Consider the following 12,737-nt stretch of genomic DNA (forward strand, 5'->3'; position numbering starts at 1 on the left):
GCTTCGCGCGCTGATCCGGAATGACCATCCGCATCGGCACGGCCGGCTGGAGCTTTCCGCGCGACCTCGACTTCCCGGCCGAGGGAACGGGGCTGGAGCGCTACGCGGCGCGGTTCGATTGCGTGGAGATCAACAGCGCGTTCTACCGGCCCCATCAGCGCAAGACCTACGAACGTTGGGCCGCTGCGACGCCGGAGAACTTCCGGTTCGCGGTGAAGGTTCCGAAGACCATCACGCACGAGCGGCGGCTGGTCGGGATCGAGGATCTGCTGGCGCGGTTCCTCGACGAGACCGATGGCCTGGGCGGCAAGCGCGGGCCGCTGCTGGCGCAGCTGCCGCCCAGCCTGAGGTTCGAGGCCGAGCGGGCCGGCATGTTCCTGGAGACCTGGCGCGCACAGACCGATGCTCCGACCGTGCTGGAGCCCCGTCACGCGACCTGGTTTGAAGCGACGGCGGACCGGATGTTGGCCGACTTTCAGGTCGCCCGCGTCGCAGCGGATCCAGCGATCGTTCCGACGGCCGCGGAACCCGGGGGCTGGCGCGGACTGACCTATCGCCGCCTGCATGGCTCGCCGGTGATCTACGAAAGCGCCTATGCGCCCGCCGCGTTGGACGGTCTGGCGGCGCGGCTGGCCGAGGAGCCTGAAACCTGGTGCGTCTTCGACAACACCAAGTTCGGCGCGGCGACGCGCGACGCCTTGTCGATCAAACGCATCCTGTCATCCCGGCCATAGCGGAGTGGAGAGTCAGGCCTCACACCGCCGCTTGCCCCTGGGTCGCCGATGGCGCTACGCGCTTGTCGGACGACACGCAGAGGAAACTCGATGCCCGCTCTCGACCCCGCCATGATGGCCGCGCCCGAAGCCCTGGCCCGTTTCCTCGAAACCGGCGACGAAGCTCTGCTCAACGGCGTCTTCTCCACCGGCGACGTCACCATTCTGGAGAACTTCCCGCCGCACATCTTCCACGGCCAGGCGGGCCTGGCCCTCTGGCGCGCCACGATGGCCAAGCATGTCGGCGCTATCGGCGACCTGCGTCACACGTTCGGGCGGCCTCAGGATTTTCGGAGTCACGGGCGACCTCATCCACTTCACCCTGCCCACGCGCTGGAGCGGCGTGCGCGACGGCGCGCCGTTCAAGGAGCTGGGCGGCTGGACCTTCGTACAGGTCCGCGAGGACGACCGCTGGCGGATCCGCTCATACGGCTGGGCCGTCGTCGAATTCGCCTGGGAGGCTTAGGCGCCCGCCGCCAGCTCCGTGAAGGTCTTCGTCCCGATCGGGTAGCGGCCATAGTCTTTGAAGTCGAAGTGCCACCACTCCTCGGGGTAGACGGCGAAGCCCTCGGCCTCCATCGCCTGACGCAGGATCGCGCGCCGGGCTCGCTGCGCCGTCGTACCGCCCACGAAGTCGGCATAGGATCGCGTCGAGAACTCGTCGTAGAGGCCGGGCATTTCGACAGCCTTGCCGGTCTTAAGGTCGTAGAGGGTCAGGTCGACCGCGCAGCCGCGATTGTGGCGCGAACCCTGCGCCGGATCGGCGACGAACACATGGTCCTCCGGCGGCGTCGCCTCCCAGAACATCCAGGTCACGTACCAGGGACGGTAGGCGTCGTGGATCAGCAGGCCATAGCCCTGGGCCGCCAGCGCCTTGTGGATTCGCCCCACGGCTTCCGCGGCCGGTCGCTGCAGGTAGGCGGCGGGCTTCTCGTAGAGCGGGATGCCCATGAAGTTGTCCGATCCGGCATAGCGGATGTCGAGCTTGATACCAGGATCGATGGCGGTCATGTCGACTAGATCGGACGGCAAGCGCTCGCCCGGCTCGACCGGCGGCGTCGCGGCCAGGGCGCGCCGGCGCAGGGCGACCGGATCGGCGCGCACGGCCCTGTGGATCCGCTCGCGCGTCTCGGCCCCGAAGTCGTGGAAGGCCAGGGTCCTGCCGTCCAGGCGCGCCGCGCCCCTCTCCAGCACGAGCTCGCCGCCACCCGCGATGGCGTAGCGACCACCGCCCAAAGGCGTCAGCCGCGCGGACTTGAAGCTCTCGCCGTCAATATGCAGCGCCCCATCCTTCTCGAAGACGGTGAAGGGCGCGGCCTTGTCGCCGTACTGGCCGATGGCGGCCCACTCGGCCTTCGCCAAAAGGGGCGTCCGCGCCAAGGCGGCCGGGGCCAGGAGCCCGGCGAAGGCGATGGACAGGAAGGATCGTCGAACCAGACCGCTCATCACCGCCCCCTCCCCTGAAGGCCTACTTCATCGTCGGAATGACGAAGCTGCTGTCGCCCGCCTCGCCTTCCGGCCAGCGGGCGGTGACCGTCTTGACCTTGGTGTAGAACTTCACGCCCTCGAACGCCGTGCTGGTTGGTGTCACCGAACGCCGAGCGCTTCCAGCCGCCGAAGGTATGATAGGCGACCGGCACCGGAATCGGTACGTTGATCCCGACCATGCCGACATTGACGCTGGCGGCGAACTCGCGCGCGGCGCGGCCGTTGCGCGTGAAGATGGCGACGCCGTTGCCGTACTGATGCTCGGACGGCAGGGCCACGGCCTCCTCGAAGCTGTCGGCGCGGACGATCTGCAGCACCGGACCGAAGATCTCCTCCTGGTAGGTCTTCATGCCCTTCTTGACGCCGTCGAACAGCGACGGGCCGATGAAGAAGCCCTTTTCGAAGCCCTGCAGCTGGAAGTCGCGGCCGTCGACCACGAGTTCGGCGCCCTCTTCCTGGCCGATACGGATGTAGTCGGCGATCTTGTCACGATGCGCGGCGCTGACCACCGGGCCGTAGTGGGCGTCGAGGTCGGTGGAGACGCCGACCTTCAAGGTTCCGATCTCGGCGACCATGCGCTCGCGCAGCTCGTCGGCGGTTTTCTTGCCAACCGGCACCACCACCGGCAGGGCCATGCAGCGCTCGCCCGCCGACCCGAAGGCCGCGCCCGAGAGGTCTTTCACGACCTGGTCCATATCGGCGTCGGGCAGGACGATGCCATGGTTCTTGGCCCCGCCCATGGCCTGGACGCGTTTCCCGTGCGCCGTTCCGGTCTGGTAGACGTAAGAGGCGATGTCGGAGCTGCCGACGAAGCTGACCGCGCGGATCAGCGGATGGCTCAGGATGGCGTCGACGGCGCTCTTGTCGCCGTGGATGACGTTCAGCACGCCGGGTGGCGCGCCTGCCTCCATCATCAATTCGGCCAGCTTCACGGGCACGGTCGGGTCCTTCTCCGACGGCTTGAGGATGAAGCTGTTGCCCACCGCGATGCTGATGCCGAACATCCACATCGGGATCATGGCCGGGAAGTTGAACGGGGTGATGCCCGCGCAGACGCCCAGCGGCTGGCGCATCGAATAGACGTCGATGCCGGGACCCGCGCCCTCGGTGTATTCGCCCTTCAGGATATGCGGGATGCCGCAGGCGAACTCGATGACCTCGAGGCCGCGCTGGATGTCGCCCTTGGAGTCGGCGATGACCTTGCCGTGCTCGGACGACAGGATCTCGGCCAGGCTGTTCATGTCGCGCTCGATCAGGCGCTTGAACTCGAACATCACCCGGGCGCGGCGCTGCGGGTTGGTCGCCGCCCAGCCGATCTGCGCCTTGGCGGCGACCTGGACGGCGGCGTCGAGCTCGGCGTCGGTCGCGAACTGCACCCGCGCCTGGACCTCGCCGGTGTTGGGATTGAAAACGTCGCCGAAGCGGCCGGAGGCTCCGGTCAGGGTCTGACCGTTCACGAAATGGGCGATGTCTCGCATGATGCGCTCCCTAACGCTGTTTTGCGCGTCAATAGCATCCAAGGTTCACGCCGTATCGCGCCAAGTCATTCCGCGTCCACATGGACGCGACGGAACCGGCCCTGCAGATAGACCAACGGCTCGTGGTCGGGATCGTAGCGCAGCTTGACCACCCGCCCGACATAGACCCGGTGGTCGCCGGCGTCGAAGACGTGGTGCGTCTCGCACTCGAAATTGGCCATGCAGCCGGGCAGGATCGGCGCGCCGGTCCGCCAGGTCTCGGTCTCGACGCCGGCGAAACGATCAGTATCCTTCTGGACGAACTGGCGGGCCAGGGCCTGGTGCTCGGCGTGCAGCACATTGACCGCCCAGCGGCCGGCGGCGTCCAGCGACGACAGGCTGGACGACTTCAGGTCGACGCAGACCAGGACCAGCGGCGGGTCCAGCGACACCGAGGTGAAGGAATTGGCCGTCAGCCCGACCTTGCGACCGTCCTCGCGGACGGTGGTGATCACCGTCACCCCGGTCGTGAAGCATCCGAACGCATTGCGCAGGGCCCGGGCGTCGTGCTCGGCGCCCTCTCCCAGTTCGATCGTAACCGCTTTACTCATCGCCCAAGCAGTGCGGCAAAGATCGGCGGTCGGCAAGGTCAGCCGTGCACGGGCTCGACCAAAACGCCCGGTCGCGCGGCATCCAGGCCGAAGGTGATCGGCAGGTGGCGCACGTGCGGCGTCTGCAGGCCCAGGGCCTTGGCTCCACGCGCCACGGCCAGCTTGCCCAGCGCCGTCGGCCCGAAGCCGTCCTGCACGCGCGGGCTCATGCCCATGCGCCGGCGCAGCACGCCGTTGGCGTAGATGACATTGGCCCGCATCAGGGCCGGCGGGGTCATGAATTCGATGGAGATCGACACGTTCAGCATCGGGCCGTTCTCGATCCGGTGCGGTGCGTTCTGCTTCCAGGTGACCATGTTCCCCGGCGTCAGCACCACTTCCTGGGCGCCCTTGTCCCATTCGGGCTCGAAGGCGAACTGCTCGGCGGTCTCGCGCAGGACGATCTTCTCCAGGGCCAGGTCGCCGACATAAGGATCGGCCACCGGATAGACCCATACCTTCTTCTCGCCGCGGAGCTGCCACAGCGACACCAGCGGCACGTCGAGGTGATAGAAGACCTGGGCGTTGGCGCTGGAGATCAACATGCCGACGTCGCGCTTGAAGGTGCGCAGGCCTGGCACATGAGCCTCCTTGTCGGCGAAGATCTCATCGGCCAGGGCGGCGTATTCCGGCACATGGTCGTTGGTCTGGCGCAGGTTCAGCCAGATGCGGCCGGTCTTGGCGGCCTCCAGCAGCTGGTCGCCGCTCAGATTTCCGGCCGAGCCCTTGCGCCAGGTGGTCCAGGCCTTGGGATCGTCGCCCATGGTGAAGACACCCAGCTTGTCGCGCGGATACTGGTCCAGCAGGCGCGCCAGGCCCTCGTCGTCGAACATCGGACGCTCATGCAGGGCGTGCTTGAACATCAGGTTCTCGCGGCCGAAGGCCTTGGCCTTGTCCGCCGTCCAGTCGGTGATCACGCTCATGCGGTCCTCCCGTAGAATTGGATCTTGAAGGGGCCCCACCAGAAGGTCTTGCCCAGGCCCCGCGCGGCGCGGTCCAGCCATTCCGCGCGGTCCTTGGCGCGGACCAGCCACTTGAAGCCGGCGACGGCGCCAAAGACGGCGGCCTGGCCCAGGCCGATGACCATCCAGCGGGCGACGCCCAGATTGTCGCGCGGGATGGCCGCGGCGCAGTGCGAGGTCGGGCCCTGGCCGTAGGCGAACGCCCGGGCGATCGTGTAGCGAAGGTTCATGCGGCTGGGCACGGGCTCTTCCCAGACCCAGGCCGCCGGCTCCCAGGCGAAGCGCGCACCCGCCACGCGCATGTGACCGAACAGCATGTCGTCCTCGCCGCCGATATGATTGCGCTCGATCGCGAACGGTGAGACCGGGTCCGGCAGGGCGGCGCGGCGGATCAGGCTGTCGCCGCAACCGTAGTAGTGGTCGAGGACGCCAGCCTCGGCGGGACCCTCGCGCGAGAAGAAGCGCTCCAGATAGTCGCGGTGCGCGACGATGTGATCCGGCGCGCGGGTTCGAACCGGACCGAACACCACATCGGCGTCGTAACGGACCTGGGCCGCCAGCAGCGCCGCCAGCCAACCGTCCGGGGCCTCCTCGTCATCGTCCAGGAAGGCGATCAGCTCGCCCGAGGCGCGGGCCATGCCGGCGTTGCGGGCGAAGGCGACGCCGGGTCGCTTTTCGTGGACGTAGATCACCGGAAAGGGCGCGGCCTTGGCCAGCATGTCGGCGACAGGCTTGGCGGAGGGGACCTGGTCGTTGTCGACGATCACCAGCTCCAGCTCGGCGCAGTCCACGCCGGTCTGGCCGAACACCGAGCGCGCCGCGACGGCCAGGCCGTCGGGGCGTCGCTGCGTCGGGATCATGATCGTCACGCGTGGCATCAGGCCTCCAGATTGTCCCCCTGGCGGCGATGCGCGCGCGAGGCCACGGCTCCCACGAAGTCGCGCACCCGGCCGGACATGGTCAGTTCGGTGCTGGCGATGGCGTCCATGCGGCGGCGCAGGCGGCCGACCGGACCCGCACCGCGGGCGCCGGCCATCGACCAGGCGTTCTCGATCGACAGCGCCATGCGCCCGCCGATCGTCGCGGCCGTCGCCGCGCCCTCGCCGATCGTAACGGTGTTGAGGCCGTAGGACCGCTTGTAGTGATCGTGGCCGGGACCGAGATCGTAGCGCGAGAGACCCAGTTCCGGCATGGCCGCGATGGCCCGCAGGAAGAAGATCTGGCCCGGCGACCAGGCGGCGTGCTCGGGCGAGGTCGAGGCGATCCACGGATGGTACACCTCGCCGAGGCGAACCCCGAAGTGCCCCCCCACCAGCGTGTCGCCGGCATAGAGGTTGATCATCAGGCCGCGGAAGTCTCCCGAGCGGCGCGCGAACAGATCCGCCATCAGCTCGCGGGTCCAGTCGGCGCGCAGGAAGTCGTGGGCGCCGGTCCGCTCCAGCTGTTCGCGCTTCCAGTCGATCAGCTGGTTGAACGCGTCGCGCGAGACGTCGCCGGCGACCAGGCGCACCGGCCCGACCTCGCGGTCCAGCTTGTTGTCCAGGCGGCGGTAGTTCTTGATCTTCTTGGGGCTCGCGGCGCGGATGGCCTCGAGATAGGCCTCGGCGGTCGCGCCTCCCAGATCGATCATATAGGCCGTGCGATCGGACTCCCTCGAGGCCGGGAACAGGCCATTGGGATCGATGAGACCCGTATACCGGAACACCGACACGTCGGCGGCGCGCAGCACCTGTGCCAGATCAAGTCCCGCATCGGGACGGCTCACCAGCCCGTGGTAGTCGGATAGCGGCGAGCCGATCGGACGCGCCAGACCGCCAGGACGACGGTGATAGGCCAGGAAGCCCTGGGTCAGGCCGTCGCGGCGGACGACCGCCACGCGCGCATCTTCCCGAACGCTTCCAATGGCCTGCGCGAAGTCCGGGCCCAGCAACGGATTGCCGAAGCCCGGCTGGGCGGCCGCCAGGCTCCGCCACAGCGCCACGTCCTCGGCGCTCAGCAGGCTCGGGTGTAAGGTTTCGACGTCCAACATGTCCATCTGTCCTACTCCGGCTCGGGTTAGGGAAAGATGGACCAAGCCTGCAATCAGCGGGCCATATGTTAGGTTCCCGACAAGGTTGTGTCCGGCTTATGCAAACGTCGTCTTGAGGATCTTCTCCAGCCACAACTGGTCGGTGGCGTCGAACGAGGCGGGCTTGTCGGAATCGACGTCGAACACCGCGATCAGCTGGCCGTCGGGGCCGAAGACCGGCACGACAATCTCGCTCTCGGATCGGCTGTCGCAGGCGATGTGGCCCGGGAAGGCGTGCACATCTGGCACAAGCTGGGTTTCGCCGGTCTCCGCCGCCGCGCCGCAGACGCCGCGCCCATAGGCGATGCGCAGGCAGCCCAGCGTGCCCTGATAAGGTCCGACCACCAGCTCGCGCGCCTTGGTCGGATCCACGACGTAGAAGCCGGTCCAGAAATAATGGTCGAAGCTGTTGGCCAGCATCGAGGCCACCGTCGCCATGCGGGCGGTGACGTTGGGCTCGCCGTCCAGCACGGACGCGATCTCGTCGGCGACCTCGGCATAGCGGGTCGCCTTGTCGGCGGAGAGGGTGAGGTCGTTGAACGCTTCGGCCATGGCGGGGATATAGCGCGGCTGGCGGCAGATGTCAGAGGGCGCGGCGCGGTTTAGGGCTTGGCCGGTTCCGGGGTCCCCGGCGGCGCGTACTTGCAGGCGCCGGCCTTGCGCTTGGCCATCAGCCCACGGACCCATTCGCTGGTGTCCTCGCCGTCCACGAAGGCGGGCGGATTGGGATAGATCAGTTGGATCAGCGTGCCATTCTCCAGGTCGGCGGCCTTGAACGACGGCGCCTTGGCGTCTTCGACCTCCAGGGGGTCGATGACCGCGATCTTCAGGGCGGGGTCGCGCAGTTTCAGCCGCTCGACCGTCCCCAGGAACGCGGCGCTGTGGAAATTGCCGTTCAGGTGCAGGACCTTTGAGCCCGGATGGGCCTTCAGCGCCAGGAAGATGGACTCGGCCATGGTGTCGTCGCGGGCGGTCTGGCCGGCCAGGCTCCGCTCGGCTTTCAGCAGCGCCTCGGGCGACTGGCTCGCGCCGCCGCCATGGGCCGCCGCGCCGGACTGGAAGCGCATGTACTTCGCGCGATAGGCGCCGGTCCCGGGAGTGAGATCGCGCGCGATCCAGCCGCGCTCCTCCGGCGTGAACTGGCTCAGGATCTCGGGGCCCCATTGGCCGATGCAAGAGATCGCCCAGGTCGGCGCCTCCGCGGCCACCACGGGCAGGCCGTGCGTCCGCGCGAACTCGACCAGCGGCCGGTACGAGGTCGGATAGTTGTCCCAGGCCCGGCCCTTTTCCTTCAGGGCGTTCTCGCCGACCTTGCCGGCCAGATAGGCGTCGACCACCGGCTGGGTGTCGCGCTCGAACTGCTCCAGCGACAGGATGTAGCGCGGGTTCTTGGCGACCAGCGCCCGGAACAGCTCCTGCTGCCGCAGATGCACGCCGGGATGGCGGTGGCTCTCGCCGAAGAACACGACGTCGTAGCCCGACAGAAGCGCGGCGGCCTCGGCCAAGCTCACCACCCGGGGCTTGCCGGTCTTGGCGTCCTTCATCACGAACGCGGTGTCGTAGAAGTCCTCCAGCCCCCGGCTCAGTTGATAGCCGCCACCGACCGGTTTCACGATCGGCGCGGTCTGGGCCATGGCGCTGCTGGCCAGGGCAAGCATCGGCAGGGAAATGAGCCAGGACTTCGTGAACATCGGCGCTCCGGGGATGAACCTCAAGTCCTGACCTATCCGGGTTGCCCGCCGCAACGCCAGCACTTTTGCGAATGACTTGCAAATGGACACATGACGGCGCTTGAGCGAACGTCGCTCCACCTCAAGTGGATTCTCGGCATGAAGCTTCGCCTGCCCGTTAGCCTCCTGGCCGCGCTCGCCCTGCCCGCATCGGCTATCGCGCAAGTCGCCCCAGCCCCCGCGCGCCTACCCGACGCCGCTCTGGTCAAGGCGATCGCCGGCAAGCTGGCGGAGATGGGCGAAAACTATTCCGGCGTGGTGATGGTCGCCCGCAAGGGCCAGCCGATCGCGACCTTCGCGCAAGGCTGGGCCGACCGCGAGCGCAAGATCCCCAACACGGCGGACACCAAGTTCCGGGTCGGATCGATGGACAAGACGTTCACCGCCGTCGCCGTGATGCAGTTGGCCCAGGCCGGCAAGCTGGACGTCCAGGCCCCCCTGATCACCTATCTGAAGGACTATCCGAACGCCGACTGGGCCCGGAAGGTCACCCTGCATCACCTGCTGACCCACCAGGGCGGCGCGGGCGAGATCTTCACACCGGAATACGAGGCCAGGCGTGACCGGGTGCGGACGCTGCAGGACTATGTCGACCTGTTCGGCAAGCGGGCCCCGGACTTCGAGCCGGGCTCCAAGGACGACTATTCCAACTACGGCTTCATCCTGCTGGGCCGGGTGATCGAGGCGGTCTCCGGCCAGAGCTACTACGACTATGTCCGCGCCCACATTTTCCAGCCGGCCGGCATGACCGGCAGCGGCTTCGAACCGGAGACCATGCCCGTGCCCGGCCGCGCGGTGGCCTACGAACATGAGAAGGCTGACTTCACACTGGCCGGAGGCCTGCCCTGGCGCGGAACCTCGGCGGGTGGCGGCTACGCGACGGCGGAGGACTTCGTGAAGTTCGCCATGGCGCTCTACGACGGCCGCCTGCTGGACGAGACGCATCGCAAGCAGATGACCACGGGCTTCGTCGATCTGGGCGACGGCATGAAGTACGGCTACGGCATCGCCATCTATCCGAGCCCCCTACCCATCGTCGGCCACAACGGCGGCGCCCCGGCATGGCCGGCGACCTTCGGATCATCGACGGCGGCGAGGGCGTGATCGTCGCCCTCAGCAATGTCGCCCCGCCATTCCTGGCAGGGCGACTGAGCAAGTTCGTCTCGGATCGATTCCAGGTCGCGCCCTAAAACTCCTCCCACTCGCCCGGGCGCGAGTTCGGCTGGACCTTCAGGGCGTTCGCGCCCTGGACGTAGCGCTGGCGGAAACTCTCGCGGGTCGGGGCTGCGGCCGGACGCGGGACCGGAGCCGCTGGACGACGCTCGGCCCGGGCCGGCAATTCGTGGACCACCGCCCCGACCTGGAAGCGGCCGATCAGGCGTTCCAGTTCGGCGGCCTCGCTGGACAGGGCGTGGCTCGCGGCCGTCGACTGTTCGACCATGGCCGCGTTCTGCTGAGTAACCTGGTCCATCTGGTTCACGGCCTGGTTCACCTCGGCCAGGCCCACGGCCTGCTCCTTCGAGGACGAGGCGATCTCGCCGACCAGCTCGTTGATCTCGGCCACTTGGGTGAGGATCTGCGCCAAGGTCTCGCCTGTCTCGCCGACCAGCTTGACGCCCTTGTCGACCTGGTCGGTCGAGGCCCGGATCAGGCCCTTGATCTCCTTGGCCGCGTCGGCCGAGCGTTGGGCCAGGGCCCGCACTTCCTGAGCGACCACCGCGAAACCCCGACCGGCGTCCCCAGCCCGTGCGGCTTCGACGCCAGCGTTGAGCGCCAGCAGATTGGTCTGGAAGGCGATCTCGTCGATGACCCCGATGATCTGGGTGATCGACTGCGAGGACTTCTCGATGCCGCCCATCGCCTGGACGGCTTCCTTGACCACCGCGCCGCTGCGTTCGGCGGCGGCCTTGGCGCTGATCGTCACCTGACGGGCGCGCTCGGCGCCTTCCGAGCTGCGTTTCACCGTGGCGGTGATCTGGTCGAGGGCGGCGGCGGTCTGCTCCAGGCCGGCGGCCTGGCGCTCCGTCCTCTGCGAGAGATCATCGGCGGCGCTGCTGATCTCGGCGCAACCGCCGCGGATGCTGCGAGCGGCGGTCAGGATGCCGGCCATGGTCGCCTGCAGGCTCTCGACGGCGGCGTTGAAGTCGCGCGGCATCTTGGCCGCGCCGCCCTGGAAGTCATCCTCGCGCATCCGCCAGATCAGGTCGCCGTCGACCAGGCGTTCCATGCCCTCGCCCAGCGCGTGAACGGCCTTGGCCTGGGCGGCGGCGAAGGCGGCGGCCTCCTGCTCATGGCGCTGGCGCTCGGCCTCAGCCACGGCGCGCTCGGCCTCCTGCTCGGCCCGCCGGCGCTGGCCGTCGGCCAGGTCGTGGCGGAAACCGTCCAGGGCGCGGGCGATGGCGCCGATCTCGTCGCCGCCGTCGATACCGGGGACGGCCTCGTCGTAGCGGCCGGCCGAGAGCTTGTCGACCGAGCGGGTCAGGCCCGTCAGCGGCTTCTTGACCAGGGCGGCGCTGGCGAAGAACAGCGCGGCCAGCACGGCCGCGGTGATGACCAGGCCGCCGATGAACAGGATCTTGGCCAGGCGGTCGGCGGGGCCGGTGATGGCGGCCACCGGCACGTCCATCACCAGGGCCCAGGTGGTGTTCAGGGCCGGGATCGGGACGGGACGGATGATGCGGGCCATGGGCGCGCCATCGACAACAATCCCCTTGACCTCGACGGCCGCGCCGCCGGCCAGGACGCTCTGAACCTGGTCGGCGCCGATGTCGGCATAGGGCTGGGTGCGCTTGGCCGGATCGGGGTGGGCGATCCACTTGCCGCTCGGCGACAGCATCATCACGCGGCCGCCGCCCAGTGGCTTAAGCGCGCCCAGGGTTTTGGAGACGCTGTCCAGCGCCATGTCCAGACCGGCCACGCCGATGAACTGGCCGCGCGAGAACACCGGATAGACGACCGAGGTCATCAGCACCGACTTGCCGGCGACGTCGTAGGCATAGGGCTCGACAACCGCCGACTTTCCCGTCCGCTTGGGGACGGCGTAGTACGGCTCCTGGTACTCGTTGCCCTGGTCCAGCGGCTGAAAGATCACCTTGTCGCCGTCGTGCACCCAGTAAGGCGAGAAGTTGCCGGCCTTGTTCGAGCCCGAGGCCGTGTCGCCAGCGAACTCCGCGTCCTTGCCGTCGAAGGCGTTCGGCTCGGCCATGTACCAGCTGCCCAGCACCATGGCCGAGGACTCGGCGTTGGGTTTCAGCATCTGGACCACCGTGGCCCGGTCGGTCATGCCCGCCTCATGGGCCGCGCCGATCGAGACGGCCATCGACCGCGCCGTCGACTGGACCTTGCCGATGTCGGCCTGGACGCTCTGGATGGCGTCGTCGGCCACCGCGCCGGCATAGCGGTTGGTCAGGCCCGAGACGATCGCGCTGGTGTGCGACGAGACGGCCACCGCCGCGGCGATGAGCAGGAAGCCGATCGCGAGACCCGCCACGAGGATCAATTTCCAGGCGATGGTCAATCGACGGAACGCTGACATGAAGGTCTCCGGCCACGAGCGGGGCTGTTAACCCTGTCTTCGCGGCCGAATCCTAAACCACCCGTTAACCATGC

At 68.2% G+C, this 12,737-nt stretch carries 12 protein-coding genes and 1 pseudogene; 4 read left to right on the plus strand and 9 right to left on the minus strand.

Annotation, left to right across the window (positions count from 1 at the left end; all coding sequences use genetic code 11):
* The first annotated feature begins 20 nt into the window (after nucleotides 1-20).
* A complete protein-coding gene (locus ACHMW8_RS26245; RefSeq protein WP_395444261.1) occupies nucleotides 21-734 on the plus strand; it encodes a DUF72 domain-containing protein in 714 nt (237 codons plus the stop codon).
* A 277-nt stretch (nucleotides 735-1,011) separates the two neighbouring features.
* Nucleotides 1,012-1,239, plus strand: coding sequence for a hypothetical protein (locus ACHMW8_RS26250; protein ID WP_395444262.1), 228 nt, complete (start codon nucleotides 1,012-1,014; stop codon nucleotides 1,237-1,239).
* Here ACHMW8_RS26250 and ACHMW8_RS26255 read toward each other — a convergent pair.
* From ACHMW8_RS26255 to ACHMW8_RS26290, 8 genes and pseudogenes are all read right to left on the minus strand, one after another.
* The gene (locus ACHMW8_RS26255; protein ID WP_395444263.1) at nucleotides 1,236-2,219 is read right to left on the minus strand and encodes a M15 family metallopeptidase; all 984 of its coding nucleotides are present in this window, start codon (nucleotides 2,217-2,219) and stop codon (nucleotides 1,236-1,238) included. The genes ACHMW8_RS26250 and ACHMW8_RS26255 overlap by 4 nt on opposite strands.
* Before the next feature lie 22 nt (nucleotides 2,220-2,241).
* A pseudogene (locus ACHMW8_RS26260) lies at nucleotides 2,242-3,739 on the minus strand (CoA-acylating methylmalonate-semialdehyde dehydrogenase).
* A gap of 65 nt (nucleotides 3,740-3,804) precedes the next feature.
* Nucleotides 3,805-4,329, minus strand: a complete 525-nt coding sequence (locus tag ACHMW8_RS26265) for a flavin reductase family protein (protein ID WP_125158701.1) — start codon at nucleotides 4,327-4,329, stop codon at nucleotides 3,805-3,807.
* Between the two features lie 38 nt (nucleotides 4,330-4,367).
* Nucleotides 4,368-5,372 carry a hypothetical protein gene (locus ACHMW8_RS26270; RefSeq protein WP_125158702.1) on the minus strand — a complete coding sequence of 335 codons (1,005 nt, stop codon included), beginning with the start codon at nucleotides 5,370-5,372 and terminating at the stop codon, nucleotides 4,368-4,370.
* The gene (locus ACHMW8_RS26275; RefSeq protein ID WP_395444264.1) at nucleotides 5,288-6,208 is read right to left on the minus strand and encodes a glycosyltransferase family 2 protein; all 921 of its coding nucleotides are present in this window, start codon (nucleotides 6,206-6,208) and stop codon (nucleotides 5,288-5,290) included. The genes ACHMW8_RS26270 and ACHMW8_RS26275 overlap by 85 nt, the downstream gene beginning before the upstream one ends.
* The gene (locus ACHMW8_RS26280; RefSeq protein ID WP_395444265.1) at nucleotides 6,208-7,359 is read right to left on the minus strand and encodes a GNAT family N-acetyltransferase; all 1,152 of its coding nucleotides are present in this window, start codon (nucleotides 7,357-7,359) and stop codon (nucleotides 6,208-6,210) included. The genes ACHMW8_RS26275 and ACHMW8_RS26280 overlap by 1 nt, the downstream gene beginning before the upstream one ends.
* A gap of 96 nt (nucleotides 7,360-7,455) precedes the next feature.
* A complete protein-coding gene (locus ACHMW8_RS26285) occupies nucleotides 7,456-7,950 on the minus strand; it encodes a GAF domain-containing protein (RefSeq protein ID WP_395444266.1) in 495 nt (164 codons plus the stop codon).
* Between the two features lie 50 nt (nucleotides 7,951-8,000).
* Nucleotides 8,001-9,089 (minus strand): ChaN family lipoprotein, encoded by a 1,089-nt coding sequence (locus tag ACHMW8_RS26290; RefSeq protein ID WP_395444267.1) that lies wholly within the window; start codon nucleotides 9,087-9,089, stop codon nucleotides 8,001-8,003.
* A gap of 138 nt (nucleotides 9,090-9,227) precedes the next feature.
* Between ACHMW8_RS26290 and ACHMW8_RS26295 the strand changes: the two genes are divergently transcribed.
* Nucleotides 9,228-10,232 carry a serine hydrolase domain-containing protein gene (locus tag ACHMW8_RS26295; RefSeq protein WP_395444268.1) on the plus strand — a complete coding sequence of 335 codons (1,005 nt, stop codon included), beginning with the start codon at nucleotides 9,228-9,230 and terminating at the stop codon, nucleotides 10,230-10,232.
* Entirely contained in the window at nucleotides 10,190-10,318 is a 129-nt protein-coding gene (locus ACHMW8_RS26300) for a hypothetical protein (protein ID WP_395444269.1), read from the plus strand. Before ACHMW8_RS26295 ends, ACHMW8_RS26300 begins: the two co-directional genes overlap by 43 nt.
* On the opposite strand, the gene ACHMW8_RS26305 is transcribed toward ACHMW8_RS26300, so the two are convergent.
* On the minus strand, nucleotides 10,315-12,663 hold the full coding sequence (locus tag ACHMW8_RS26305) for a methyl-accepting chemotaxis protein (protein WP_395444270.1): 2,349 nt from the start codon (nucleotides 12,661-12,663) through the stop codon (nucleotides 10,315-10,317). The two genes, ACHMW8_RS26300 and ACHMW8_RS26305, sit on opposite strands and share 4 nt — an antisense overlap.
* Nucleotides 12,664-12,737: the final 74 nt, after the last annotated feature.

Source organism: Caulobacter sp. UC70_42, assembly GCF_044056025.1.
Lineage (GTDB): Bacteria > Pseudomonadota > Alphaproteobacteria > Caulobacterales > Caulobacteraceae > Caulobacter.